Origin of the sequence: Streptomyces sp. TM32 (assembly GCF_004122755.1) — a bacterium.
Taxonomy (GTDB): domain Bacteria; phylum Actinomycetota; class Actinomycetes; order Streptomycetales; family Streptomycetaceae; genus Streptomyces; species Streptomyces sioyaensis.
In genome coordinates, this window is record NZ_SDIG01000006.1 from 62958 (window position 1) to 88751 (window position 25794).

The window sequence follows — 25794 nt, forward strand, 5'->3', positions numbered from 1 at the left end:
CCCACAGGTGTGCGCGGACCTGCGGGCGTAGGCTCGGACTCGGGTACGACAGCAACGACTACGTGCAAAGAGGGTCTCTGATGGAGCTCGGTCTCGTCGGTCTCGGCAAGATGGGCGGCAATATGCGCGAGCGCATTCGCCGCGCCGGCCACACCGTCATCGGATACGACCGCAACCCGGACCTGGCGGATGTCAACAGCCTGCAGGGGCTTGTGGACAAGCTCAAGGGTCCGCGGGTGGTCTGGGTCATGGTGCCGGCCGGTGCCGCCACCCAGTCCACGATCGACGAGCTGGCCGAGCTGCTGTCGCCGGGCGACATCGTCGTCGACGGCGGCAACTCCCGCTGGACCGACGACGAGAAGCACGCCGAGGAGCTGAAGGCCAAGGGCATCGGCTTCGTCGACTGCGGCGTCTCCGGCGGCGTCTGGGGCCTGGAGAACGGCTACGCGCTGATGTACGGCGGCGAGAAGGACGACGTCGCCACGGTGCAGCCGATCTTCGACGCCCTCAAGCCCGAGGGCGATTTCGGTGCGGTGCACGCGGGCAAGGTCGGCGCCGGTCACTTCGCCAAGATGGTCCACAACGGCATCGAGTACGCGATGATGCAGGCCTTCGCCGAGGGCTGGGAGCTCCTGGAGAAGGTCGACTCCGTCACCGACGTCCGGGAGATCTTCCGCTCGTGGCAGGAGGGCACGGTCATCCGTTCCTGGCTGCTCGACCTGGCCGTCAACGCCCTCGACGACGACGAGCACCTGGAGAAGCTGCGGGGCTACGCCGCCGACTCCGGTGAGGGCCGCTGGACGGTCGAGGCCGCGATCGACAACGCCGTGCCGCTGCCCGCGATCACGGCCTCGCTCTTCGCCCGCTTCGCGTCGCGTCAGGACGACTCCCCGCAGATGAAGATGATCGCCGCGCTGCGCAACCAGTTCGGCGGCCACGCGGTCGAGAGCAAGAAGTAGCACGCAGCAGCTCGAAGCAGTACGAAACCGCAGGAACAGCCGGGGGAGGTCGGCGCTCAGTCATGCATGTCACGCATCTGTCCCTCGCCGACTTCCGCTCGTACGCCCGGGTCGAGGTTCCGCTCGAACCGGGCGTCACGGCTTTCGTGGGACCCAACGGACAGGGCAAGACCAATCTGGTCGAAGCGGTCGGCTATCTCGCCACGCTCGGCAGCCACCGGGTCTCCTCGGACGCGCCGCTGGTGCGGATGGGGGCCGAGCGAGCGGTCGTCCGGGCCGCGGTCGTCCAGGGCGAGCGGCAGCAGCTGATCGAGCTGGAGCTCAATCCGGGCAAGGCGAACCGCGCCAGGATCAACAGGTCCTCGCAGGTCAAGCCGCGGGACGTGCTGGGGATCGTGCGCACGGTGCTGTTCGCGCCGGAGGATCTGGCGCTGGTCAAGGGCGATCCGGGGGAGCGGCGGCGCTTCCTGGACGAGCTGATCACCGCGCGCGCACCCCGGATGGGCGGGGTGCGGTCCGACTACGACCGCGTCCTCAAGCAGCGCAACACCCTGCTGAAGACCGCCGCGCTGGCACGCCGGCACGGGGGCCGCCAGATGGACTTGTCGACGCTGGACGTCTGGGACCAGCATCTGGCGCGCGCCGGTGCCGAGCTGCTGGCGCAGCGGCTCGATCTGATCGCCGCGCTGCAGCCGCTCGCGGACAAGGCGTACGAACAGCTGGCACCGGGCGGCGGACCGCTGGGGCTGGAGTACCGCGGTTCCGCGGGCGAGGCGATGGCCGCCGCCGGGACCCGCGAGGAGCTGTACGCCGTGCTGCTGGCCGCGCTCGGCGAGGCCCGTAAGCAGGAGATCGAGCGCGGGGTGACGCTGGTCGGCCCGCACCGCGACGACCTGGTGCTCAAGCTGGGCCAGCTCCCGGCGAAGGGCTACGCCAGCCACGGCGAGTCCTGGTCGTATGCGCTGGCGCTGCGGCTGGCGTCGTACGACCTGCTGCGGGCCGAGGGCAATGAGCCGGTGCTGGTCCTCGACGACGTCTTCGCCGAACTGGACGCGCGGCGCCGCGAGCGGCTGGCGGAACTGGTGGCGCCGGGCGAGCAGGTGCTGGTGACGGCGGCGGTGGCCGACGATGTGCCGGCGGTGCTGGCCGGTGCGCGCTACGCGGTGTCCGACGGCGCCGTGGAGAAGGTGACCCCGTGAGCGACCCGCAGCCCGAGCGGCCCAAGGCCCCGGAGCTCTCCGGTGTGGATCTGGCCCGTCAGGCGCTGGTGGCCGCCAAGGAGCAGGCACGCGCGCGGGGCGCGGCCGCGCAGCAGAAGAAGCAGGCCAGGCGCGGGGGGCTGCGGTCCGGCGCACGGGCGGACGGCCGCGATCCGCTGCCGCTCGGCGCGGCGATCAACCGGCTGATCACGGAGCGCGGCTGGGAGACCCCGGCGGCGGTCGGCGGGGTGATGGGGCGCTGGCCGCAGTTGGTGGGGCCCGAGGTGGCGCAGCACTGCGAGCCGCAGAAGTACGACGAGGACGCCCGGGTGCTGACCGTGCAGTGCGATTCGACGGCGTGGGCGACGCAGCTGCGGCTGCTGGCCCCGACGCTGGTGGCACGCCTCAACGGGGACCTGGGCCACGGCACCGTAAAGGTGATCAAGGTGCTGGGCCCCGGCGGTCCCGCCCGGCGCTACGGAGCACTGCGGGCACCGGGAAGCAAGGGCCCCGGCGACACCTACGGCTGAGCCCCGTGGCCCGTGGGTGACGTGCGGCGGAACCCCTGCATACGGGTGAGGCGGGTGAGACTCCGCTCACGGTAGCCGCCGGTTGACAGCCGGAAGCGCTGAGTGCCCGTGTGAGCGTCCTGGGGCCCCTTCTCGGATATGGGGAGTCGGCGGACGCCAGTTCAGGGCGGCACATGACGACTCAGGTGCCTGCAAACCCCCATGAGTGTCGGAGCTACCGGTAGACTGATGGCAATCCCGCCCACTCGCGGAACATGTCGAACGACGCAGCCGCTCCCGCCTGTCTTCCCTGGGGTGATCCCCACAGGCGCGGAAGGGCTCGTGCTGTGCCAGAAAGGGCGCTTCGTGGCCGACTCCGGCGACCTCAACGAGAACAACACGGCTTCTACAGAAGAGGGGGTTCCGGCCGGCGCCCTGGGCGACTCCTCGGTGGAGAAGTCGTACGACGCCAGTGCGATCACCGTCCTCGAAGGCCTGGACGCGGTCCGCAAGCGCCCCGGCATGTACATCGGCTCGACGGGCGAGCGCGGTCTGCACCACCTCGTGCAAGAGGTGGTCGACAACTCCGTCGACGAGGCGATGGCCGGCCATGCGGACACCATCGACGTGACGATCCTGCCGGACGGCGGCGTCCGCGTCGTCGACAACGGCCGTGGCATCCCCGTCGGCATCGTGCCGTCCGAGAACAAGCCGGCCGTCGAGGTCGTGATGACGGTGCTGCACGCCGGCGGCAAGTTCGGCGGCGGCGGCTACGCGGTCTCCGGTGGCCTGCACGGCGTGGGTGTCTCCGTCGTGAACGCGCTGTCGCAGCGGGTGGCGGTCGAGGTCCGCACGGACGGCTACCGCTGGACGCAGGAGTACAAGCTCGGTGTGCCGACGGCGCCGCTGGCCAAGCACGAGGCCAGGGAGGACTCCGGCACGTCGGTGACGTTCTGGGCCGACGGCGACATCTTCGAGACCACCGAGTACAGCTTCGAGACGCTGTCCCGGCGCTTCCAGGAGATGGCGTTCCTCAACAAGGGTCTGACGATCGCGCTGACGGACGAGCGCCCGGACCATGTGGACGAGGAGGGCAAGCCCCTCGCGGTCCGCTACCACTACGAGGGCGGCATCGTCGACTTCGTGAAGTACCTGAACTCCCGCAAGGGCGAGTTGGTGCACCCCACGGTCATCGACGTGGAGGCCGAGGACAAGGAGCGGCTGCTCTCGGTCGAGCTGGCGATGCAGTGGAACACCCAGTACAGCGAGGGTGTCTACAGCTTCGCGAACACCATCCACACGCATGAGGGCGGTACGCACGAGGAGGGCTTCCGTGCGGCGCTGACGGGTCTGATCAACCGCTACGCACGCGACAAGAAGCTGCTGCGCGAGAAGGACGACAACCTCACGGGTGAGGACATCCGCGAGGGTCTGACGGCGATCATCTCGGTCAAGCTCGGCGAGCCGCAGTTCGAGGGCCAGACCAAGACGAAGCTGGGCAACACCGAGGCGAAGACCTTCGTGCAGAAGGTCGTCCACGAGCACCTCACGGACTGGCTGGACCGCAACCCCAACGAGGCCGCGGACATCGTCCGCAAGGGCATCCAGGCGGCGACGGCCCGGGTCGCGGCCCGTAAGGCGCGGGATCTGACCCGCCGCAAGGGCCTGCTGGAGACCGCGTCGCTGCCGGGCAAGCTGAGCGACTGCCAGTCCAACGACCCGACCCAGTGCGAGATCTTCATCGTCGAGGGTGACTCCGCCGGCGGCTCGGCCAAGTCCGGCCGTAACCCGGAGTACCAGGCGATCCTGCCCATCCGAGGCAAGATCCTCAACGTCGAGAAGGCCCGGGTCGACAAGATCCTGCAGAACAACGAGGTCCAGGCGCTGATCTCGGCCTTCGGCACCGGAGTCCATGAGGACTTCGACATCGAGAAGCTCCGCTATCACAAGATCATCCTGATGGCGGACGCCGACGTCGACGGCCAGCACATCAACACCCTGCTGCTGACCTTCCTCTTCCGCTTCATGCGGCCGCTGGTCGAGGCCGGGCACGTCTACCTCTCCCGCCCGCCGCTCTACAAGATCAAGTGGGGCCGGGACGACTTCGAGTACGCCTACTCCGACCCCGAGCGGGACGGTCTGATCGAGCAGGGCAAGCGCGCCGGCAAGCGGATCAAGGACGACTCGGTCCAGCGCTTCAAGGGTCTCGGTGAGATGAACGCCGAGGAGCTGCGCATCACGACCATGGACACCGACCACCGTGTCCTGGGTCAGGTCTCGCTGGACGACGCGGCCCGCGCGGACGACCTGTTCTCGGTGCTGATGGGTGAGGACGTCGAGGCACGTCGCTCGTTCATCCAGCGCAACGCCAAGGACGTCCGCTTCCTCGACATCTGAGCCCTGTCGGCCCGTACAACAGCCGCAGCTCGAAAGGACTTTGAACCACCATGGCCGACGAGAACACCCCCGTGACCCCGGACGGCGTGACCGCCGAGGGCACGCCCGCCGCCATCGAAGGCGTGGGCATGCGCGTCGAGCCCGTCGGGCTCGAAACGGAGATGCAGCGCTCCTACCTCGACTACGCGATGTCCGTCATCGTCTCGCGTGCGCTGCCCGACGTGCGCGACGGCCTCAAGCCGGTGCACCGCCGCGTGCTGTACGCGATGTACGACGGCGGCTACCGCCCCGAGAAGGGCTTCTACAAGTGCGCCCGCGTCGTCGGCGACGTCATGGGTACCTACCACCCGCACGGTGACTCCTCGATCTACGACGCCCTGGTCCGCCTGGCGCAGCCCTGGTCGATGCGGATGCCGCTGGTCGACTCCAACGGCAACTTCGGCTCCCCGGGCAACGACCCGGCCGCGGCCATGCGGTACACCGAGTGCAAGATGGCGCCGCTGTCGATGGAGATGCTCCGGGACATCGACGAGGAGACCGTCGACTTCCAGGACAACTACGACGGCCGTAACCAGGAGCCGACGGTCCTGCCGGCGCGCTTCCCCAATCTGCTGATCAACGGCTCGGCCGGTATCGCGGTCGGTATGGCCACCAACATCCCGCCGCACAACCTCCGCGAGGTCGCCGCCGGTGCCCAGTGGGCGCTGGAGCACCCGGAGGCCTCCCATGAGGAGCTGCTGGAGGCGCTGATCGAGCGGATCAAGGGCCCCGACTTCCCCACCGGCGCCCTGGTGGTCGGCCGCAAGGGCATCGAGGAGGCCTACCGCACCGGCCGCGGCTCGATCACGATGCGCGCGGTGGTCGAGGTCGAGGAGATCCAGAACCGCCAGTGCCTGGTGGTCACCGAGCTGCCTTACCAGGTCAACCCGGACAACCTCGCGCAGAAGATCGCCGACCTGGTCAAGGACGGCAAGGTCGGCGGCATCGCGGACGTCCGCGACGAGACGTCCTCGCGTACCGGCCAGCGCCTGGTCATCGTCCTCAAGCGGGACGCGGTCGCCAAGGTCGTCCTCAACAACCTCTACAAGCACACCGATCTGCAGACCAACTTCGGCGCCAACATGCTCGCGCTGGTCGACGGGGTGCCGCGCACGCTCTCGCTGGACGCGTTCATCCGCAACTGGGTCACGCACCAGGTCGAGGTCATCGTCCGCCGGACGAAGTTCCGGCTGCGCAAGGCCGAGGAGCGGGCGCACATCCTGCGCGGTCTGCTCAAGGCGCTGGACGCGATCGACGAGGTCATCGCACTGATCCGGCGCAGTGAGACCGTCGACGTGGCGCGCGAGGGCCTGATGGGCCTGCTGGAGATCGACGAGATCCAGGCGAACGCGATCCTGGAGATGCAGCTGCGCCGGCTGGCCGCCCTGGAGCGCCAGAAGATCACCGCCGAACACGACGAGCTGCAGCGCAAGATCAACGAGTACAACGCGATCCTGGCCTCCCCGGAGCGCCAGCGCCAGATCATCAGCGAGGAACTCGCCGCGATCGTCGAGAAGTTCGGCGACGACCGGCGCTCCAAGCTGGTGCCCTTCGAAGGCGACATGTCCATCGAGGACCTGATCGCCGAGGAGGACATCGTCGTCACGATCACCCGTGGCGGCTATGTGAAGCGCACCAAGACCGACGACTACCGCTCGCAGAAGCGCGGCGGCAAGGGCGTCCGGGGCACGAAGCTCAAGGAAGACGACATCGTCGACCACTTCTTCGTCTCCACGACCCACCACTGGCTGCTGTTCTTCACGAACAAGGGCCGGGTCTACCGCGCCAAGGCGTACGAGCTCCCGGACGCGGGGCGCGATGCCCGGGGTCAGCATGTGGCCAATCTCCTCGCCTTCCAGCCGGACGAGCAGATCGCGCAGATCCTGGCGATCCGCGACTACGAGGCCACGCCGTATCTGGTGCTCGCCACCAAGGCCGGGCTGGTGAAGAAGACGCCGCTCAAGGACTACGACTCGCCCCGCTCCGGCGGTGTGATCGCGATCAACCTGCGCGAGCAGGAGGACGGCACGGACGACGAGCTGATCGGCGCCGAGCTGGTGTCGGACACCGACGACCTGCTGCTGATCAGCAAGAAGGCGCAGTCGATCCGGTTCACCGCGACCGATGAGGCGCTGCGCCCGATGGGCCGGGCCACCTCCGGTGTGAAGGGCATGAGCTTCCGCGAGGGCGATGAACTGCTCTCGATGAACGTGGTCCGCGCCGGTACGTACGTCTTCACCGCGACGGACGGCGGCTACGCCAAGCGCACTCCGGTCGACGAGTACCGTGTCCAGGGCCGTGGCGGTCTGGGCATCAAGGCCGCCAAGATCGTGGAGGACCGGGGTTCCCTGGTCGGCGCGCTGGTCGTCGAGGGCACCGATGAGATCCTCGCGATCACGCTCGGCGGTGGCGTGATCCGTACGCGGGTCAACGGAGTGCGCGAGACCGGCCGTGACACCATGGGCGTCCAACTGATCAACCTGGGCAAGCGGGATGCCGTCGTCGGCATCGCACGGAACGCAGAGGCCGGCCGTGAGGCCGAAGAGGTCGACGGGGCCGAGGCGCCCGAGGAGACCGACGCGGCCGAGGGGACCGAGCCCACAGTGGCCGAGGGCGAGCAGCCCGCGGCGGAGTAGCACGAGGAGTAGGTCGTGAGTGGAGCCACGGGCGCTGCAGCGGATGGACCGGGAGCCGGAAAGGGCTCCTCGTCCGGACCCGCCACCGTGACGGATGACAGCGCCCGTGGCTCCGCCGTTTCTGCCACCGGCCCCCGAGACGAGGGCTCTCACCAGGGGGGACCCGTGACCGATACCCGACAGCCGCAACCGCAGCCCCAGGGGCGGCCGGAGAGCGGCTCCACACAGCCGTACGAGCCTCCTCAGGCGTATGCCACCGGCGGCGGATCACAGGGCGGGTCCGCGGTGCGCCTGCCGCGTACGGGCGCGCGTACGGCCCCGCGCACCCGCAAGGCCCGGCTGCGGGTGGCCCGCGCCGATCCGTGGTCGGTGATGAAGGTCAGCTTCCTGCTCTCCATCGCGCTGGGCATCTGCACGGTCGTGGCCGTCGCGGTGCTGTGGATGGTCATGAACGCCATGGGCGTCTTCACCACGGTCGGCGGGACGATCAGTGACGCCACCGGCTCCGGCGACGGTTCCGGCTTCGATCTGCAGTCTTTCCTGTCGCTGCCGCGGGTGCTGCTGTTCACCTCGATCATCGCGGTGATCGATGTGGTGCTGGCGACCGCGCTGGCCACGCTCGGTGCGTTCATCTACAACCTCTCGGCGGGCTTCGTCGGCGGCGTCGAGCTCACCCTCGCCGAGGACGAGTGAGCCCTCGCGGACGGGTGTGCGCACGGCTCCCGGAACCGATTTTGGGAACGCCTCTGAAGTGCGCTAATCTTTCGGTGCAGCGAACGCGCGGCTATAGCTCAGACGGTTAGAGCGCTTCCCTGATAAGGAAGAGGCCCCAGGTTCAAGTCCTGGTAGCCGCACTGCACAGTCGGCCCGGCCGGAGAATTCTCCGGCCGGGCCGATTCGTTGTACGCGGGCGGAAGTTGGCTCGCGTACAGGCACCGCGGACGAGGTGTTGCCGACGGTGGGCTAGGTAACCGATCGGTATCAACCGGTGTGTATCATCGGCCGACATAGGTCCCCTACGTCAACGAAAGACGAGGTCGCGCGGTGAAGAAGCTTCTCCTGGTCGCACTGGCCGCCATCGGCGGGCTCCTCGTGTACCGCCAGATCCAGGCGGATCGCGCCGAGCAGGATCTGTGGACGGAGGCGACCGACTCCGTGCCCGCAGGTTCGGGTGTCTGAGACCCCACACGCACAGCACATTCGTACGGACCCCGACTGCCCCTGGGTGGTCGGGGTTTCGTGCATCCGGGGGCGGGCGGAGCGGCCTTCGGTGGCGGGGCCGGCGGTGGCGCCGGGGCGGCTGATGGTCGTTGCGGGACCGTGACGGCGACCCCCTTGGGTTTGCTAAAGCACACCATTAGCTTGCATAAGCAAAGATTCTGTCGGTGAAGTGACCAGCAGGACGCAAGGGGGAGCAGGGCATGGCGCGACGATCACGCAGGGGGGTGCCGGCGTTGCTCGGGGGGCTGTTGCTGGCCCTGACTGCCGGGCCGCTTCAGGCCGCGGCCGCACCGGCCAGGGTGCCCGCGGCCGAGGGCAGCGGGATGGTGATGGTGCTCGACGCCTCCGGGTCGATGGCCGGCAAGGACGGCTCCGGCGGCACCCGGATCGACGCCGCCCGTAAGGCCGTCGGTACGGTCGTCGACGCGATGCCCGACGGCTACCCCACCGGCCTGCGGGTCTACGGTGCCGACAAGCCCAAGGGGTGCGACGACACCCGGCTCGCCCAGCCGGTCACCGCGCTTGACCGGGCGGGCCTCAAGAAGGCCGTGGCGGGCGTCCGGCCCAAGGGCGACACCCCCCTCGGGCTCTCCCTGCGCAAGGCGGCCGCGGACCTTCCCCGTCCCGCCGCCGGCTCGATCGGCACGCGCACGATCCTGCTGATATCCGACGGTGAGGACACCTGCCGGACGCCGCAGCCCTGCAAGGTCGCCGCCCAACTCGCCGCGTCCGGCGTCGATCTGCACATCGACACCGTCGGCTTCCAGGTGGCGGGAAGGGCCCGGGCACAGCTGGAGTGCATCGCAAAGGCGGGCAACGGTCAGTACTACGACGCCCCGGATGCCAAGGCGCTCGCCCGTCAGCTCCAGCGGGCCGGCCAACTCTCCGCGGACGGCTACCGTTTCAAGGGGAAGCAGGTTCGCGGCACGGCGACCCGCGGCGGCGCACCGGGCCTCGCCCCCGGGCAGTATCTGGATTCCCTCGGGCCCAACGAGGAGCGCTACTACGCCACCGACCTGGATGCCGCCTCGGCGGCCGACTTCTCGGCGACGGTGGTGCCCCCGTCCGGCGCGGCCGTCGGCTTGCTCGATTCGCTGCACACCCGGATCGCGTACGGCAGCGGCGGCGTCTGCGACTCCACCACCGGGCTGTTCGCACAGCGGGAGGGCGCGGCACCGCTGACGTCGGGCGTCAGCCGGATCCCCACGCAGAGCGGCACCGGCAGCTGCGACAAGGCCGGGCGGTACTGGCTGGTCGTCGAGCGCAAGGCCGCCCGGGGCTCGGACGCCACACGGTGGCCGCTGGAGCTGACGTTTCACGTGGAACATCCGCTGAAGAAGGGCGTCACGCCCGCGCAGTCCGCACCGGAGTACGGCGCGGGCGGCAAGGACGCCAGGCTGCCCGACACCGCCCCTGAGGAGGTCACCGGCGGCACCGGCTTCAATGACGCCCGCACGCTGCACCCGGGCGTCTGGCAGGACAAGGTTCTGCCGGCGCAGACCCTTTGGTACAAGGTGCCGGTCGGCTGGGGCCAGCAGCTGCGCTACGACGTGGAGTTCGCCAACGAGCCGAGGATCAAGGGCTCTCGCGCCGCTGCGTCCTACGGCGCCACTCAGGTCTACACACCGTTCCGTACCCCGGTCGGCAACGGCACCGGTGAATTCAGCCCCCATGTGCCCTACACCGGCCGGTCGGCGTCGCTCGGCATGGGGACGGTCCCGGTCGCCTGGGCCAACCGCTACGAGGCACACCCCAACGTCCGTCCCGTGCACCTCAAGGGCGACTACTACCTCGCCGTGACGCTGGGCGCCCGGGCCTCCCAGGTCGCGGAGAATCCGCAGATCGGCGTGGTGCTGCGAGTCGCCGTGCTGGGCAAGGAGAAGGACGGTCCGCAGACCGGGGCGTCCGTGGCGGAGGCCTCCCGGAAGGAATCCGGGCCCTCGGCGGACGTCGGGCAGGACAGCCGTGGAGGATGGTCCACAGGACGTGTGGTGGCGGTCGCCGTCGGCGGGGTGGGCGTCCTGCTGCTGGTCGGCCTGGCGCTGGCCTACGTACGGCCCCGCCGTCGGCCGGCCGCTGCCGACGGGGCCGCGGATCCGAGGAGGGGTGGCTCGTGGTGACGGCGCGCACGACGCACAGGGGCATCGCCGTGCTGGCGACGCTCGCCGCGGTGGCGGTGCTGCCGGGGACGGTGGGCGTGGCCTCGGCCGACGCGGTCCCCGGCTACCGCACCGCGGACGGCGCCACGCAGATCGGGGGCACCCCCACCAACGAGGACGCACCACAGCTGAAGCCCGGACTGCACACCGACACCATCAAGCGCGGCGAGCAGAAGTACTACGCCGTCACCCTGGACGACAGGACGAACGCGTACTTCTCGGCCGTCGCGGCGCCCCGGCCCGGCACCAAGGTCGAGGACTACGGCGACAAGCTCACCATCAACGTCCAGGACAGCAGCGGCAATTCCTGTGACACGGGCGCCAGCCCGTTCTTCCGCGGCGGTGGCATGGCCTATCCGATCGCCGACTACGCCACCCGCCGCATCGGGGCCGACCGCTCGGACTGCCAGAAGGCCGGCCCGTACTACGTGGTGCTCACCCGGGAGGGCTCGGCGACCTCCGGGCCCGACAGCTGGCCGATCGAGCTGGACTACCTCGAAGAGCCCCCGCTCAAGGGCAGCACGCCCGCTCGGCCCGGCCAGGGCACCTGGAGCACCGCGACACCCGCACCGCGCACGGATCCCACCAAGCGCGCCGCCAAGGGCGGCACCGGCTTCAACGACGCCGGCTCGGTCGCCACCGGAGTCTGGACGGACCGGATCCGGCCCGGCGAGACCCGCTTCTACCGCGTCCCGGTGGACTGGGGCCAGCGCCTGAACCTCAGCGCGGAGCTGCCGAACGCCACCGGCAACGTCACCGGAATCGTCGGCAACGCCCTGGGGCTGGGCGTCTACAACCCGGCCCGTGGCGCGGTCGGCACCGCCACGTTCGTCCCGTACACCGGCAAGCCCGCCGCGGCCAAGCAGTTCACCGCGCCGGTCGACTACGGCAACCGCTTCAACCCGGTCGACGCGGTCAGCGCGATGCGGTTCGCGGGCTGGTACTACCTCGCGGTCTCCCTGCACCCCGATGCCGCGCGCTACTTCCCCAAGGGCACGGACCTCACGCTCCGGGTGGACGTTCTGCTCCACCCCAAGGCCGGGCCCGGCTACACCAAGCCGGCCGGCACCTTCTCCGTCACGCCCGAGGACCAGGAGACGGCGCGCAAGGGGCAGAACGCCCAGGAGGCGGCGACCAGCGGCACGCTGATGACGGTGGCCTACGCCGGGATCGGCACCGGGGTGGTGCTGCTGGCGGGGCTCGGGACGTGGACGCTGGTGGCCCGGCGGCAGGCGGCGGGGGCGGCCGGTGTGGCGGGTCCGGCCGGCGCGGCGGGGGCACCCGGTGAGCCGCCGGCACCGCCCGCGCTGCCGGGGCAGTCGACCCGGACCACGCAACAGGGGCAGCGGGGCGCGCAGTTCGGGCCGCCACAGGGCTGGTAGCGGGCGGACGGGCCGGTCCCGCAGCGGCCCGTGGCGGGGCGTCAGGCGGTCAACAGCGCCCAGACGCCGACCGCGATGCACAGCAGGGCCACGATCAGCACCGGGACCGCGACCTTCGCGGGTGGCCCCGGTCTCCGGTACGGGGCGGGGGGCGCCGCGACGGCTGCCGCGGCCGGCGGCCGGCCGTGGACCGGCTGCGGAGCCGCCGTGTAGGGCCGGGTCGCGGCGTGCTCCGGGTGGACGGCGGACGTCGGCTCGTACGCGGGTGCCGGGGGCGGCGTCAGGGGCATGCCGGACGAGGTGCCCGGCCCGACGGGCCCCGCCGGGCCGGCCGGGGCGCCGTGGCCGGTGGACGTACCGCCGTGGCCCGTAGGCATCCCCACCTGTCCCGTGGAGGTGCCCACCTGGCCCGTCGGCGAACTGCCGTGGCCCGTGGGCGAACTGCCGTGGCCCGTGGACATTCCTCCGTAGCCCGTGGACGTCGCGCCGTAGCCCGTGGACGTCGCGCCGTGGCCCGTGGACGTCGCGGGCTGGCCCGTGGACGTCGCTCCGTGGCCCGTGGGCGCGGTGCCCGGCGGCGACGGCGGCATCGGCGTGGGGACGGCCGCAGGAGCGGGCGTGGGCGAGGTGCTGGGCTCCGGCGGTGCCAGCTGGAAGCTGCCGGTGTCCGACATGGAGACGTGCCCGGTGGACGCCGTGCCGGTGGTGGCGCCGGCGGTCGCGGGCCCCGTGGTGTCCCCGGCGGTTGTCAGCGGTCCGTCCGGCCCGAAGCCGGCCGGCAGCGGGCCTATGTGGTCGAAGACCTCGACGATCTCGTCCTCGATCGTGAGGTCCGGCAGCAGCTCGACGGCCGCGAGGATGGCCTTGCGCGCCCCTGTGGCCGTCTTGAACCGGGACTCCGGGTCGGGGTGCACCAGGGACGCCAGCACCTGCCACAGCGGCTCCGGCACGCCCTCGGGCGCGTTGGGGATACCGCGCTCGCCGAAGACCTCGATCAGCGCCTCGGCGTCCGGCTTGACGCCGGTGATCAGATAGAGCGCGACCAGGCCGACCGCGAACAGGTCGGCGGGGAAGTCCGGTTCGGCGCCCAGCATCTGCTCCGGCGCGAAGTAACCGGGCGTGCCCACCACGTAGTTGGCCTCGGTGAGCCGGGGCTCACCCTTGCGCATCGCGATGCCGAAGTCCGACAGCCGCAGATGCGGACGGCCGGTACCGGTGGCCTCCAGGAGGATGTTCGCCGGCTTGATGTCACGGTGCACCACCCCCTCCGCGTGCACCGCGGTCAGCCCGGCCAGCAGCTGGTCCAGCAGGACGCACACGAACCGCGGCGGCAGCGGGCCGTAATCCCCGATCAGATGCGCCAGCGAGCCGCCGTTCACCAGATCCATGGTGAACAGCACCTTGTCGTCGTCCGCGGCCCAGCTCGCCGGAGCCAGCACATGCGGATGATCGATCCGCAGTGCCTGCTCGCGGACGAAGCGCAGCAGCGTGTGCGCGTCGCTCTGCTGCAGCACCTTGGCGGCAACGTAGCGGCGGCGCCGGGCGTCCCAGGCGCGCCAGACCGCGCCCACCCCGCCGCGACCGATCGGGTCGATCAGTTCGTACCGGCCGGCGAAGATCTCACCCATGGCGCCCCGTCCGCTGTCTGAACTCGCAAGGTCCCCTGTGGCTAACTCTGGTGCGCCTCGTAATGAGCGACCGCGTCCGCGGTACGGCCGGCGCCGTAGACCCGGAGAAACTCTGCCAGTTCGGGGTGAGCGGGGGCGAGGGTGTTCGCCGCATCGATGATGTCCCCGGCGTCGGAGACGGAACGCAGCAGCGACTGGATCTCCCGCACCACGCGCCGCACCGTGGTCGCCCCGGTCGAAGACGTCTGCTGCGCGGTGTTGTTGAGCACCGAGCCCCCCGCCGTCTTCTTGATCTCCTCCATGCGGTCGGTCGCCTCGGCGGCGCTGACGCTGCCGTCCGCGACCTGGCCGGCCAGATCCTGCAGCGCCTGCACCCGCTGGACCACGGCCGGGTTGCCTATCTTTGCGCGCTGCCCGCTCATCAGCTGGGACAGCATCGGGGCGGACAGACCGAGCACCGCGGCAAGCCGGGCCTGGTTGAGACCGAGATCGTCGATGAGACGGCGGAACAGCGCACCCAGAGGTTCCCCGTACCAACTGCGCTGCAGCTCCCGGGCCCGCGCGGTGGCTTCCTGCTGTGCTGCGTCCATACCGTCTCCCCTGTTCTCCCCGGTCGCTTCGCTGCCGCGAATCTCGCGAAGCATCCTACGGAGAGCGACGGTGTGCGGCGATACCCGGTCGGGAAAGGGTCCGGACACCGGGTACCCTGGTGCGCGAAGGGGCCTTAGCTCAGTTGGTAGAGCGCTGTCTTTGCATGGCAGATGTCAGGGGTTCGACTCCCCTAGGCTCCACGTATAAATGCCCTCTGAACTGCGGAAACGTGGTTTCGGAGGGCATTTTGGCGTGCCGGCCCGTTCGTCGGCGTGCGGGTCACCGGGGCGGCAAGGACGTGCCGTCGAGGGCCTGCCCGGCAAGACGGGCGGCGCTCTTCAGGTGCTGGAGCATGAGCCGCACCGCGGGCACGGATTCGTAGGCGGGCAGGGTCAGGGCGACCACCTCCCGCTGGATGGTGGGCACGATCGGCACCCGGCGGACCGTCGCGGACGGCAGGGAGCTCAGCGCCAGCTCGGGCAGCACGGAGACCCCCATGCCCGCGCCGACCAGGCCGATCACCGTGGGGTAGTCATCGGTGGTCAGGTCCATCCGGGGGGTGAAACCGGTGCTCCGGCAGACCTTCACCACATGGCGCCGGCAGCTCGCACAGCCGAGGATCCAGGTGTCGCCGGCCAGATCGGCGAGCTCCAGTTTCGCGGCGCCGGCGAGGTGATGGCCCTCGGGGAGCAGGCCGACGAGCCGGTCGGTCAGCAGGGGATGCGCGGCCAGACCGTCCCAGTCGGCGTCCTGCTCCCGCTCCGTGCCGGCGTCTTCCGGATGCGCGCCGGGGGCGCCCGGAGAGGTACCGGGGAGCTCCGGGTACCGGAAGGCCAGCGCGATGTCGCAGTCGCCGTCGCGCAGCATGCCGATGGCGCGCGGCGGCGTCGCCTCGCTGAGCGTGACCTCCACCTCCGGCCGCGCGGCACGCAGGGCGGCCAGGGCGGGCGGAATCACCGTGGAGGTGCCGCTGAGGAAGGAGACGAGCCGTACGCAGCCGGCGTGCAGGCCCGCGATGGCGGCTATCTCCTCCTCGGCCGCGGTCAGCCTGGCGAGAATGGAGGTGGCGTGCCGCGCGAGGATCTCGCCGGCCTCCGTGAGATGCGCGTCCCGCCCTGAACGGGCCAGAAGCGGCGTGCCCACGGATTTCTCAAGGGCTTTTATCTGCTGGCTGACTGCCGGTTGTGTGCATTTCAGCTCACGGGCTGCTGCGGTGAATGAACCGGCCTTCATCACGGCATGCAGTACACGAAGGTGGCGGGGCTCGATCACGCGGTGAGCATACGGAATTGCCGTGTTTCCGATCAACCCCATAGGCGGTCTCGGGGAAGTTCGGAGGCGCCCCGGGAAACCTTCCCTGCGGTGCGGCGACATCCGGATCATTCAAGTCCGGGTAAAGAGATGGGGTGCGAAGAAATGGAGCGCGGAAATCCGGATGGACGCGGCGGCGGTATCAAGTGGTGCAAACAGGGCCAAGGAGTCGGCGACTTGTCCGGAACAAAGGGCATTAAAGGGATGGAGTGGACACCGTTTTCCCACCTCCAAAATTTTTTTTATGGATACCTAAAGGGGGTCTTGGATTGCGGCTCCGATCATGGCCGTATAGAACTGCCCGCATGCCTGCCGAGATCGTCACAACGGTCCATGGCACTTTCGGAGAAATTCTCCAGGGGTATACCTTTGGTGCGCATGGGTTCGAGCATTTTCTTTTCACTGCCCCAGTTGAGGAGTTGAAAAGCCAAGCTCGGCTGTGCCCGCATGACGGCACGGCTGAGAAGCGGCTCGGCATCACTCCGAGCGACCGGGACAAAGCCCTTTCCGCTTTTGAAATGCTGAGCGCCGAGTTGGGATACGGCGCAACCGCCTGCACTATCGAGATCGATTCCAACATCCCGGTGGCGAAGGGCTATGCCAGCTCCACCGCGGACATCCTGGCCACCGCTCAGCTCTGCATACGCAGCCGCCACCCGGAGACCCCGGAGCCGGTCGTGCATGCTCTGGCGCTCTCCGTGGCCCGGCAGCTGGAGTACGGCGACTACCTCCTGCACCCCGGAGTCGCGGCCTGCGCCCAGCGCTCCCATCGGCTGCTGACCGCCTACCACACGGACCTGCGCTGGACCCTCGTCGGCGTCGACGAGGGCGGCTGGGTGCGCACCGAGGAGTTCCACCAGGAGAGCCCCGAGGACCTGGGCAAGGCGCGCGTCTACGCGGAGCTCTTCGCGCAGCTCGACACCGCCCTGCGGGCCGACGACTACGCCGCCGCGGCCGAAGTCGCCACCCGCAGCGCCGAGTTGCACAACGACCGGCTGCCCAAGAAATCCCTGGAGGACCTGCGGAGGATTCAGCGCGACCTGGGCGCCCTGGGCGTCTGCGTCGCGCACAGCGGAACCCTCGCGGGGCTCATCTTCTCCCGCCACCAGCCGGACCATGACCTGCGGGTCCGGGAATGCCGCGCGGAGCTGGAGTCCTGCGGATACAGCAGCGAGACGTTCACCCTGAAAGAGGCCCAGCGTTGACGACCAGCACCACCAGCACGGCTCCGGAGCCGGGAGCCGCTCCCGAGCCGGCCGCGCAGGCCGCGAGCCCGCCCCGTACCCGGTCCCAGGCCCACTACCAGGGCATGGTGCTGCTCGCCGTGTGCTGCCTGGCCCTGGGCGGGGTCTTCGTACGGATCAGTGAGATCGGCCCGGTCGCGACCGGCGCGTACCGCTCGCTCTTCGCCGTCCCGCTGCTCCTCGGGATGTCCGTCGCCCTGTCCCGGCACGCGGCCCGGACGGCCAAGGACGGCCGGGACCCGGGGGCGGGCGCTGCCCCGGCCAAGCAGGCCAGGGTGACGCCGCGCGACCGCTTCCTGATCGTGCTCGGCGGGCTGTTCCTCGCGGCCGACCTGTGCCTGTGGAACATCTCGTTCCTCTACACCTCGCTGGCCGAGGCCAATCTCCTGGCCAACCTGGTGCCGTTCATCATCGCCCCGCTGATGTTCTTCCTCTTCGGGGACCGCATTCCGTGGAAGCTGCTCTTCCCCGCGCTGCTGGCGCTCGGCGGCCTCTACATCCTCGTCATTCTGGGCACCGGCCTCGACCCGGAGCACCTGCGCGGTGACGTACTCGCCCTGCTGACCGCCGTGTTCTACGCGCTGTTCCTCGTCGTGGCCAAGGGCCTGCGCGAGCGCTACGAGGCGACCCGCATCATGGCCACCCTGAGCCTGGCGTGCGCCGTGGCCTGCTTCGTGGTCGCCGCGGTCCTCGGCGAGCGCCTGTGGCCGACGACGGTCAAGGGCTGGTTGGTGCTGATCGCGCTCGCCGTGACCTCCCAGGTGCTCGGGCAGACCCTCATGGCGCACGCGGTGAAGTTCCTGCGGCTGCAACTGGCCGCCGTCTACGTGCTGCTCCAGCCGGTCGCCGCGGCCGTGTACGGCTTCGTCCTGTTCGGCCAGGAACTCAGCCCGATCCAGCTGGCGGGCATCGCCATCCTCCTCATCTCGATCTTCTGGGCCAAAAACCTTCTGGAGGGCCGCTCATGACCGTCGGGCACATCACCGCCGCGCCCCCGGACCGCGTCGATCCCTACGCCGTCCTCGACGGGCTCTGCCAACTGACCACCCTCACCGCCGGCCGCCTCGGCGACACCCGGCTCGTGCTGCGCGCCGTCCACGGCAGCCCGGCCACCGAAACCAGCTTCAAGTCGATCCTCGGCCTCGGCCTGCTGCTCCTGGCCAGGGAGCGCGGCCTGCTCGCCGAGGGCCAGCCGGTGATCGAGTCCACGTCCGGGTCGCTGGGCCTGGGGCTCGCCGCCGCGGGCCGCTTACTCGGCCACGAGATCCACCTGGTGTCCGACCCCGGCATCCCCGCCGTGACCCGGCGCAAGATCGAGCTGGCGGGCGGCGTGCTGCACCTCGCGCCCGCGCCGCACCCCGTGCTCGGCTTCCAGCAGGCCCGGGACGACCTCCTGCAACAGCTGCGGACGGAACACCCCGACTACTACTGGACCAACCAGAACGACAGCCCGCTCAACCCGGAGGTCTACACCCGCTGGGTGGTCCCCCACCTCGTGCGCACCCTGGACTTCGCGCGCATCGCCGCCGGCATCTTCTGCGTCGGCAGCGGCGGCCACTTCTCCGCGTTGTCCGCCATGCTGGAGGCCAAGGGCATCCGCTCCTACGTCGCCGACCGGCACGGCTCCATCACCTTCGGCGGCGACCCCGCCCCCAGCATCCTGCGGGGCACCGGCAATCAGAACCGCATACCGGCCGTCATCGACTCCGCCCGGGACCGCGTGACCGGGGTGTTCGAGGTGTCGGATGCCGAAGCCTGCGCCGGCGTCCAGGAGTTGGCGGCCCGCGGGATCAGCGTGGGCGGCTCCTCCGGCGTCTGCTACGTGGGAGCCCGCCGGCTCGCCGCCGCGCTGGGGCCGAACGCCGAGGGGGAGATCCTCACCTTCTTCGCCGACCGCGGCGAACTCTATGGCACCACGCTACTGAACTGGGGAGACAGCAGTGATTGAAGCCGCCCTGTGGAGCTCTTGCCCGCCCACCAAGCAGCTTTTCCACCATGACCCTTACGCGACCACGGGCACCGCGACGGTCCTGCAGGTCAGTGACCGTTACGCGATCTTCGACCAGTCCGTCTTCTACGCCGAGTCCGGCGGCCAGGTCGCCGATCAGGGGACCGTCAACGGGCAGCGCGTCATCGACGTGCAGAAGGCCGGTGGCCGCCCGTTCCAGCTGCCCAACGGTGAAGTCGCCACCATCGAGGCGGTGTTCTACCACGAGTTCGCGGAGCCCTGTGCCCTCACCGTGGGCGAGCAGGTCACGATGGAGATCGACTGGGAGCGGCGGCTGCACAACATGCAGATGCACACCCTGGCGCACTTCCTCTTCCACGCGACCGGCGAATACCTGGAGTCCCGGGGCCTGACCCGGTCGACGCGCGGCTGCCACATCAGCGACAGCTCCGCCCGCTTCGACTTCAGCTGCGCGATTCCGACGGACGCCGTCCCCGGCATCCAGGAGCGCATCGTGGACCTGCTGGCCGACTCCCCGGAGGCGACCGTCGACCCGCTGCCCGGCACCCAGGACGTCTTCGTGTGGCGCTCGGGAGACCTGGAGATCCCCTGCGGCGGTACGCACGTCCGCCACCCCAAGGAGATCCAGGGCACGGTGACCGTGCGCCGCCGCACCAAGGGCAAGGGCGGCACCCGGCTCTACATCGAACTGGACCGGAATGCCGAATGACCTCCGCGCGGCGCGGGCGCAGGAGCCCGGGGTCCGCTCCGCTCGTACGGCCTCCCCGGTCCACCTGCCGGAGCGGCCGCGCTTCATCAACGATCTCGACGTGCTGCGCGCCCGTCGCACCCTGAAGTGGCAGCTCGGGCCGGACACCCCCGACCGCATCTGCCTCGGCGTCGCCGAAATGGACCTGTATCCCCCGGAGTTCCTGCGCTCCGCCCTGGTAGAGGCGCTCGGCCTCGGTGAGACCGGATACGGCCTGCCCGAGGCGCAGGAGGCGGCGTGCGGGCGCTATCTGGCCGCGCACCATGACGCCGACGTCGCCGGACTGCGCTGCACCACGGACGTGCTGACCGGGCTGCGCACCCTGATGCGGTCCGGTCTGGCGCCGGGAAGCCCCGTCATCGTCGAGACACCGGTGTACGGCGATCTGTTCACGGTGGTCCGCGAGGCGGGCCTCGAACCGGTGGCCGTGCCCCTGCTCCGCACCGGGACACAGTGGCAGCACGACTGGGCGGCCCTGGCCACCGCGGCCCGGGAGGGCGCCCGCGGCTGGATCGTGTGCCAGCCGCACAACCCGGTCGGACGGGCCTGGACCCTTCCGGAGATGTCGCAGGCCCTCGCGGTGTGCCAGGAGCACGACCTGCTGTTGCTCGCCAATGAGGTGCACATTCCGCTGGGCATGCCCGGTCGTGCGATGCCCTCGGCGTTCGCGGACCGGGCCATCCACGGGGTACGCGCCTTCGGCCTCACCTCCGCGTCGAAGGCGTTCAACGTCCCCGGGCTGAAGAGCGCCACCGTCTACGGCTCCGAACGCTCCGCGGCAGCCCTCGCCGACCTGCCGCAGAGCCTCCTGGGGCGCCCGGGCAGCCTCGGCGCCGTCGCCACCGTCGCCTGCTACGGGCCGGAGGGCGTCGGGTGGCTGCGCACCCTGCGCGAGGAGCTCGCCGAGCGCACACGGCTCGTCCTCGACGAACTGGCGAGCCTGCCCGTGCGGGTCCTGGCGACCGTTCCCGAGGCCACGTACCTGGTGTGGGCCGAGGTCGACGGGGAGCGGGACGCGCGCCGGTTCGCCGAGGCGCTCGACACGAGCGGCATACACGTCCTCGCCGGGGAGAGCTTCGGCGGGACGGCGTTCGACCGCTGCTTCCGCCTCAACGCGGCAAGCCATCCGGCCGTCCTGCGCACGGCCTTCGCCCGGCTGCGCGCCGCCCTCCGCTGAGCGGAGGCGGGCACGGGCCCGGCCGCCGCCCAGCGGACGTACGCACGGCCCCCCGCGGCATCCTGCTTGAGACCGCACGCGAACGGGCCGTGTCCCCCACCCCCGTGACGGGAGGGCGGACACGGCCCGGTGGGCCGGTGGCGGGCGGGTCAGGTGTTGCCGCGACCGCGTTCCTCCGCCTCGGCCTCGGCCTGCTTGGCCTGGACCTCGGGGTCGAGCGCGGCGCCCTCGCTGCCGTCGACCGCGCTCAGCCGGCGGCGGTCGCTGACCTCCGTCGGAGCCGGCGGCTCGACCAGCCAGTCCGGGTTGGCCTGCTTGTCCCACCACTTCCAGGCGGCGATCGCACCGCCGGCCAGGATGCCCAGCACGGTGAGGCGCTTGGCGAGCTTGCCGCACTTGGCCCGCCGGCTGTGCTTCTTCTGGAGCTTGGCGATCTCCTTGGCCGTCACCTGGCCGCGGAGTGCGGCGAGCGCGGCGGTGCCGCGCGCGCGGGCCTCCTCACGGACCGGCTCGGCCGCGGCGCGCGCGCTGGTCACGGCGTTCTCCAGCCGCGGTGCCGTGTAGTCGGCCGCCTGGCGGGCGGCCTTGCGGGTCCGGCGCGCCGCCCGGGTCGCCGCGGCGTCCACCTTGGGCGGCAGGGTGCCCCGGGCGTGCTCGAACCGGGGCTGCAGATGGGCGTCGTACTGCACGCGCGCCTGGTGGGCGGCCTCGGCCACCTTGGGAGCCGCTCGGGTACGAGCCTCGTGAGCGAAGTGCACGGCGGCGTCCTTGGCCGTACCGGCATACGGAGCCACCACCTCCGCGGCGTGCCGCACGCTGTCCCTGGCCGTACCGGTCGCGGCGCGCACGCTGTCCTTGCGGGTCACGGGATCCTCCTCCTCGGTGGCATGTCCGGGGCTAGGGGGGCTGGTCCCCCGTGTCTGCTGTATCGCCTGTCCACCCGTTTGAAGATCATGCCCGCTCAGACGTCATACGGCATGTGCGAGCGGGCATCCGGGTCATTGCGGACCTTCCGGAGCCTTGTTGACGACAATGCCACGGTTTGCCGCTTCAGGCGCAGGAAATCCGTACGAAAGCCGTCAAGAGGTCGCGGTCGGGTGACCGGAGAACATGCAGCGCACGCCGCGGACGCGAGCGGTCGCCGGGCGCCGGCGCACGGCGCCGCGCAGGGCATCGAGGGTGCCGTGGAGACGGCGGCCGGGCGGCGGGAAAGAGTGGCGTATGTCCCGACAGGGGTGAGGTCGGGCGACGGGCGGGCCGGTCCATGCGAGGATCGTGAACCGTCAGTGCAGACTTATGGAAGGTAGATCGTGGCTGAGCAGCTCTACGCCACCCTGAAGACGAACCAGGGCGACATCGAGATTCGGCTTCTGCCGAACCATGCACCCAAGACGGTCAAGAACTTCGTCGAGCTCGCCAACGGCGAGCGGGAGTGGACCCACCCGGCGACGGGCAAGAAGTCCACGGACCGCCTGTACGACGGCACCGTCTTCCACCGGGTGATCAGCGGCTTCATGATCCAGGGCGGCGACCCGCTCGGCAACGGCACCGGTGGCCCCGGCTACGAGTTCGGGGACGAGTTCCACCCCGACCTGGCCTTCAACAAGCCGTACCTGCTGGCCATGGCCAACGCCGGCCCCGGCACCAACGGCTCGCAGTTCTTCATCACCGTCGGCGCGACGGCCTGGCTGACCGGCAAGCACACCATCTTCGGTGAGGTCACCAACGACGCGAGCAAGAAGGTCGTCGACGCGATCGCCGGCACCCAGACCAACCCGCGCACCGACCGTCCGGTGCAGGACGTCGTCATCGAGTCGGTGCTCATCGAGACCCGCTGAGCCGCGTCTTGTGCCCCGGTGTGTGCCGGGGAACCATTGCGCCCCGCCCGGTCGTACATCAGGCGGGGCGCGACGCTCGTCCGGAGCCGGGCGGGAGGGCGAGCGACGGGCGCCCGGACGGAGAAGAGGACGAGGGGATCGATGGACCAGGTGCCAGGCAGCCCACAGGAGCCACGGGACGCGCAGGGCGACAACGGCCTGCCCGGCTGCTTCCGTCATCCGGACCGCCCGACCGGCATCCGCTGCACCCGCTGTGACAAGCCCATATGCCCGGAGTGCATGATCAGCGCCTCGGTCGGCTTCCAGTGCCCGGACTGCGTACGCAGCGGCAGTGGCACCGGCCGTGCGTCGCAGACGACGGCGCCGCGCACGATCGCGGGCGGCACGATCGCGGCCGACCCCCGGCTGGTCACCAAGATCCTGCTCGGCCTCAACATCGCCGTCTTCGTCGCCGTGATGGCCACCGGCGGTGCGCTGAGCCCGCTGGTCAACCAACTCGACCTGGTCGGCCTCGCCTCCGAACCGGGGAGCTACCAACTCGTCGGCGTCGCCGAGGGTGAGTGGTACCGCCTGCTGACCGCGATGTTCCTGCACCAGCAGATCGCGCACATCGCGTTCAACATGCTCTCGCTGTGGTGGCTGGGCCCGCCCCTGGAGGCGGCGCTCGGCCGGGCGCGGTTCATCGCGCTCTATCTGCTCGCCGGCCTCGGCGGCAGCGCCCTCTCGTACTTCCTCGCCGCGCAGAACCAGCCCTCGCTGGGTGCCTCCGGCGCGATCTTCGGGCTCCTCGGAGCGACCGCCGTCCTGCTGCGCCGCCTGCGGTACGACATGAAGCCGGTGCTGATCCTGCTCGGCCTCAACCTCGTCTTCACGTTCCTGTGGCCGAACATCGCCTGGCAGGCGCATGTGGGCGGCCTGGTCGTGGGCGCCGCGGTGGCGTTCGGGATGGTGCATGCGCCGCGCGACCGACGGACCCTGGTGCACGTCGCGACCTGCGCGGTGACGCTGCTCGCGATCGGCGCGGTGGTGTGGGTACGGACCCTTCAGCTCGTGGGCTGAGGAGTCCGTACCGCACGTTGTCCACAGTGCGTGGCCGATCTTGTGCATGCGGTGCGGAAGTCTCCTTCCGCACCGCGCTGACCTGCGTTTCCCCAGTCGGGACAGGGGGAGACGTGGCCCGAAGGGAGGAGTCGCCGATCACACCGGCGTCAACCTTCCGAGGGTTATCCACAGATCTTCTGAAGTTTTCCCCGGCTGTGGATAACTGTGTGGATGGCCTTGGGCAGGGCTTGTGCTACTTCCACTGGGTGGATACGCCGAAGCCCACCGCGATGAAGCCGAAGCCGCAGACGATGTTCCAGTTGCCCATGGCCCCGATCGGCAGCTTGCCCTCGGACACATAGAACGTCACGATCCACACCAGCCCGATCAGGAACATCGCCAGCATCAACGGCGCCACCCAGCCACGGCCTGAGTTCATCTTCAGGTTGGTGGTCTTCGCCGGGGGCGGCGTGAAGTCGTCCTTCTTGCGGATCCGTGACTTCGGCACGAGGAACTCTCCTGTCGATGCGCTGCTCCCCCGCTCTCGTCCGTGCTCGAGCGGGCGGTGCCCCCATCCGCGGGGAGGTACGAGGTGTGCGCCGGGGCGCGGATGCGGTGGGGAGCGGATTCCTTTCCCGGGCGTCCGTTAGCGTAGTGCTTCCGCGGCGCCGTAAGGAGTAAGGGTACGTTGAGCAATTCCGCTGACTCCCCCGATCGCCCCGCCCGTTCCCGCCTGCGGCCTGTGCGTCTTCTCACCCTGATCGTCTTCGCGCTCGCCGGACTGCTGTTCTGGCTGAGCTTCGACACCGCACGGGGCACGAATCTGCGCTCGGACGACTCGATGCTGCGGCTGTCCGACCTCATCCAGGAACGCAGCCACAAGAACGGCTCCCAGGACGAGACCAACGCCACGCTGCGTGCCGAGGTCGACGCCCTCGCACAGCGCGACAACGGAAACTCCAAGGCCGAGGAGGCCAAGCTCAAGGCGCTGGAGAAGAACGCCGGCACCAAGCCGGTCAAGGGCCAGGGCGTGACGGTCACGCTCACCGACGCCCCGCCCAACGCCACCGCCAAGATCCCCGGTATCCCCGAGCCGCAGCCCAACGACCTGGTCATCCACCAGCAGGACCTGCAGGCCGTGGTGAACGCCCTGTGGCAGGGCGGCGCCAAGGGCATCAAGGTCATGGATCAGCGGCTGATCTCCACCAGCGCGGTGCGCTGCGTCGGCAACACCCTGATCCTCCAGGGCCGGGTCTACTCCCCGCCGTACAAGATCACCGCTGTGGGCGACCGCGAGGCGCTCACCAACGCGCTGACCGCCTCCCCCGCCATCCAGAACTACCTCCAGTACGTGAACGCCTACGGCCTGGGCTGGAAAGTCGACCAGCACGAGGCGGTGACTCTGCCCGGCTACTCCGGCACAGTGGATCTCCACTACGCACAGCCTGTGAAGCCGTAGCCGCTCCCCCCGGGGCAGCGGGGAGGGGCGGGGCCGGATGACGCTGCGGGGCGGGACGACGGCGCGGTGGATCGTACGGACGCTCAGCGAAACCTGTGTCACCGTGGGTGCGCTCATCGTGCTCTTCGTGGTCTATCTCCTCTTCTGGACCGGCGTACGGGCCGACAGTGCCATGGACGGCGAGATCGGCAGGCTCCAGGACCGGTGGTCCACGGGCTTGGCCCAGTCGGGCCCGAAGCGCGGGATGTACATCACGGCGAAGGAGGCGCCTGGCGCGTATCCGTGGG

22 protein-coding genes, 2 tRNA genes and 1 pseudogene are annotated in these 25794 nt (G+C 70.2%); 20 read left to right on the forward strand and 5 right to left on the reverse strand.

Annotated features, from left to right (window positions below):
- The first annotated feature begins 80 nt into the window (after positions 1–80).
- The 10 genes from gnd (at position 81) to EST92_RS02895 (ending at position 12501) form a co-directional block, all read left to right on the forward strand.
- Complete coding sequence (gnd, locus tag EST92_RS02850; protein WP_129245884.1) at positions 81–959, forward strand: phosphogluconate dehydrogenase (NAD(+)-dependent, decarboxylating); 879 nt, start codon at positions 81–83, stop codon at positions 957–959.
- Positions 960–1021: 62 nt separating this feature from the next.
- The gene (gene recF, locus EST92_RS02855) at positions 1022–2158 is read left to right on the forward strand and encodes a DNA replication/repair protein RecF (RefSeq protein WP_129279382.1); all 1137 of its coding nucleotides are present in this window, start codon (positions 1022–1024) and stop codon (positions 2156–2158) included.
- The gene (locus EST92_RS02860) at positions 2155–2688 is read left to right on the forward strand and encodes a DciA family protein (protein WP_129245887.1); all 534 of its coding nucleotides are present in this window, start codon (positions 2155–2157) and stop codon (positions 2686–2688) included. The genes recF and EST92_RS02860 overlap by 4 nt, the downstream gene beginning before the upstream one ends.
- Before the next feature lie 321 nt (positions 2689–3009).
- Entirely contained in the window at positions 3010–5064 is a 2055-nt protein-coding gene (gyrB, locus tag EST92_RS02865) for a DNA topoisomerase (ATP-hydrolyzing) subunit B (protein WP_129279383.1), read from the forward strand.
- Positions 5065–5114: 50 nt separating this feature from the next.
- On the forward strand, positions 5115–7739 hold the full coding sequence (gene gyrA / locus EST92_RS02870) for a DNA gyrase subunit A (RefSeq protein WP_129279384.1): 2625 nt from the start codon (positions 5115–5117) through the stop codon (positions 7737–7739).
- Between the two features lie 15 nt (positions 7740–7754).
- Positions 7755–8432, forward strand: a complete 678-nt coding sequence (locus EST92_RS02875; RefSeq protein ID WP_174243906.1) for a DUF3566 domain-containing protein — start codon at positions 7755–7757, stop codon at positions 8430–8432.
- A gap of 87 nt (positions 8433–8519) precedes the next feature.
- Positions 8520–8593 (forward strand) — tRNA-Ile (locus EST92_RS02880).
- Between the two features lie 190 nt (positions 8594–8783).
- Entirely contained in the window at positions 8784–8918 is a 135-nt protein-coding gene (locus tag EST92_RS02885; protein WP_003958712.1) for a DLW-39 family protein, read from the forward strand.
- Positions 8919–9160: 242 nt separating this feature from the next.
- Positions 9161–11080: a VWA domain-containing protein gene (locus EST92_RS02890; protein ID WP_129279385.1), complete on the forward strand. Its 1920-nt coding sequence runs from the start codon at positions 9161–9163 to the stop codon at positions 11078–11080.
- Positions 11074–12501, forward strand: a complete 1428-nt coding sequence (locus tag EST92_RS02895) for a hypothetical protein (protein ID WP_216849066.1) — start codon at positions 11074–11076, stop codon at positions 12499–12501. Before EST92_RS02890 ends, EST92_RS02895 begins: the two co-directional genes overlap by 7 nt.
- A 41-nt stretch (positions 12502–12542) precedes the next feature.
- Here the strand turns inward: EST92_RS02895 and EST92_RS02905 are convergent, their stop codons facing one another.
- Together EST92_RS02905 and EST92_RS02910 are read right to left on the reverse strand one after the other, a co-directional pair.
- The gene (locus EST92_RS02905) at positions 12543–14129 is read right to left on the reverse strand and encodes a protein kinase (protein ID WP_129279386.1); all 1587 of its coding nucleotides are present in this window, start codon (positions 14127–14129) and stop codon (positions 12543–12545) included.
- Between the two features lie 41 nt (positions 14130–14170).
- Positions 14171–14719, reverse strand: a complete 549-nt coding sequence (locus EST92_RS02910; RefSeq protein WP_129279387.1) for a DNA-binding protein — start codon at positions 14717–14719, stop codon at positions 14171–14173.
- Between the two features lie 128 nt (positions 14720–14847).
- Between EST92_RS02910 and EST92_RS02915 the strand changes: the two genes are divergently transcribed.
- Positions 14848–14920 (forward strand) — tRNA-Ala (locus EST92_RS02915).
- 79 nt (positions 14921–14999) lie between these two features.
- Here the strand turns inward: EST92_RS02915 and EST92_RS02920 are convergent.
- On the reverse strand, positions 15000–15992 hold the full coding sequence (locus tag EST92_RS02920) for a LysR family transcriptional regulator (protein ID WP_254068441.1): 993 nt from the start codon (positions 15990–15992) through the stop codon (positions 15000–15002).
- A 557-nt stretch (positions 15993–16549) separates the two neighbouring features.
- On the opposite strand from EST92_RS02920, the gene EST92_RS02925 reads away from it, so the two are divergent.
- From EST92_RS02925 to EST92_RS02945, 5 genes are read left to right on the forward strand one after another with little or no spacing between them, the layout of a single operon-like run.
- The gene (locus EST92_RS02925) at positions 16550–17236 is read left to right on the forward strand and encodes a hypothetical protein (RefSeq protein ID WP_254068443.1); all 687 of its coding nucleotides are present in this window, start codon (positions 16550–16552) and stop codon (positions 17234–17236) included.
- Positions 17233–18243 carry a DMT family transporter gene (locus tag EST92_RS02930; RefSeq protein ID WP_129279389.1) on the forward strand — a complete coding sequence of 337 codons (1011 nt, stop codon included), beginning with the start codon at positions 17233–17235 and terminating at the stop codon, positions 18241–18243. The genes EST92_RS02925 and EST92_RS02930 overlap by 4 nt, the downstream gene beginning before the upstream one ends.
- Positions 18240–19223 carry a pyridoxal-phosphate dependent enzyme gene (locus EST92_RS02935; protein WP_129279390.1) on the forward strand — a complete coding sequence of 328 codons (984 nt, stop codon included), beginning with the start codon at positions 18240–18242 and terminating at the stop codon, positions 19221–19223. The genes EST92_RS02930 and EST92_RS02935 overlap by 4 nt, the downstream gene beginning before the upstream one ends.
- Positions 19216–19953: an alanyl-tRNA editing protein gene (locus EST92_RS02940; protein WP_129279391.1), complete on the forward strand. Its 738-nt coding sequence runs from the start codon at positions 19216–19218 to the stop codon at positions 19951–19953. Before EST92_RS02935 ends, EST92_RS02940 begins: the two co-directional genes overlap by 8 nt.
- A complete protein-coding gene (locus tag EST92_RS02945) occupies positions 19943–21169 on the forward strand; it encodes an aminotransferase class I/II-fold pyridoxal phosphate-dependent enzyme (protein ID WP_129279392.1) in 1227 nt (408 codons plus the stop codon). Before EST92_RS02940 ends, EST92_RS02945 begins: the two co-directional genes overlap by 11 nt.
- Positions 21170–21318: 149 nt before the next feature.
- On the opposite strand, the gene EST92_RS02950 is transcribed toward EST92_RS02945, so the two are convergent.
- Positions 21319–22035 (reverse strand): DUF5324 family protein, encoded by a 717-nt coding sequence (locus EST92_RS02950; protein WP_129279393.1) that lies wholly within the window; start codon positions 22033–22035, stop codon positions 21319–21321.
- 444 nt (positions 22036–22479) lie between these two features.
- Between EST92_RS02950 and EST92_RS02955 the strand changes: the two genes are divergently transcribed.
- Both EST92_RS02955 and EST92_RS02960 read left to right on the forward strand, forming a co-directional pair.
- Complete coding sequence (locus tag EST92_RS02955) at positions 22480–23007, forward strand: peptidylprolyl isomerase (RefSeq protein ID WP_129245912.1); 528 nt, start codon at positions 22480–22482, stop codon at positions 23005–23007.
- 141 nt (positions 23008–23148) lie between these two features.
- Positions 23149–24066, forward strand: a complete 918-nt coding sequence (locus EST92_RS02960; protein ID WP_129279394.1) for a rhomboid family intramembrane serine protease — start codon at positions 23149–23151, stop codon at positions 24064–24066.
- Between the two features lie 235 nt (positions 24067–24301).
- On the opposite strand, the gene crgA is transcribed toward EST92_RS02960, so the two are convergent.
- Positions 24302–24556: a cell division protein CrgA gene (crgA, locus tag EST92_RS02965; RefSeq protein WP_129279395.1), complete on the reverse strand. Its 255-nt coding sequence runs from the start codon at positions 24554–24556 to the stop codon at positions 24302–24304.
- A 180-nt stretch (positions 24557–24736) separates the two neighbouring features.
- Between crgA and EST92_RS02970 the strand changes: the two genes are divergently transcribed.
- Both EST92_RS02970 and EST92_RS02975 read left to right on the forward strand, forming a co-directional pair.
- Positions 24737–25507, forward strand: coding sequence for a DUF881 domain-containing protein (locus tag EST92_RS02970; protein WP_129245916.1), 771 nt, complete (start codon positions 24737–24739; stop codon positions 25505–25507).
- A gap of 37 nt (positions 25508–25544) precedes the next feature.
- A pseudogene (locus EST92_RS02975) lies at positions 25545–25794 on the forward strand (class E sortase); the annotation flags it as partial.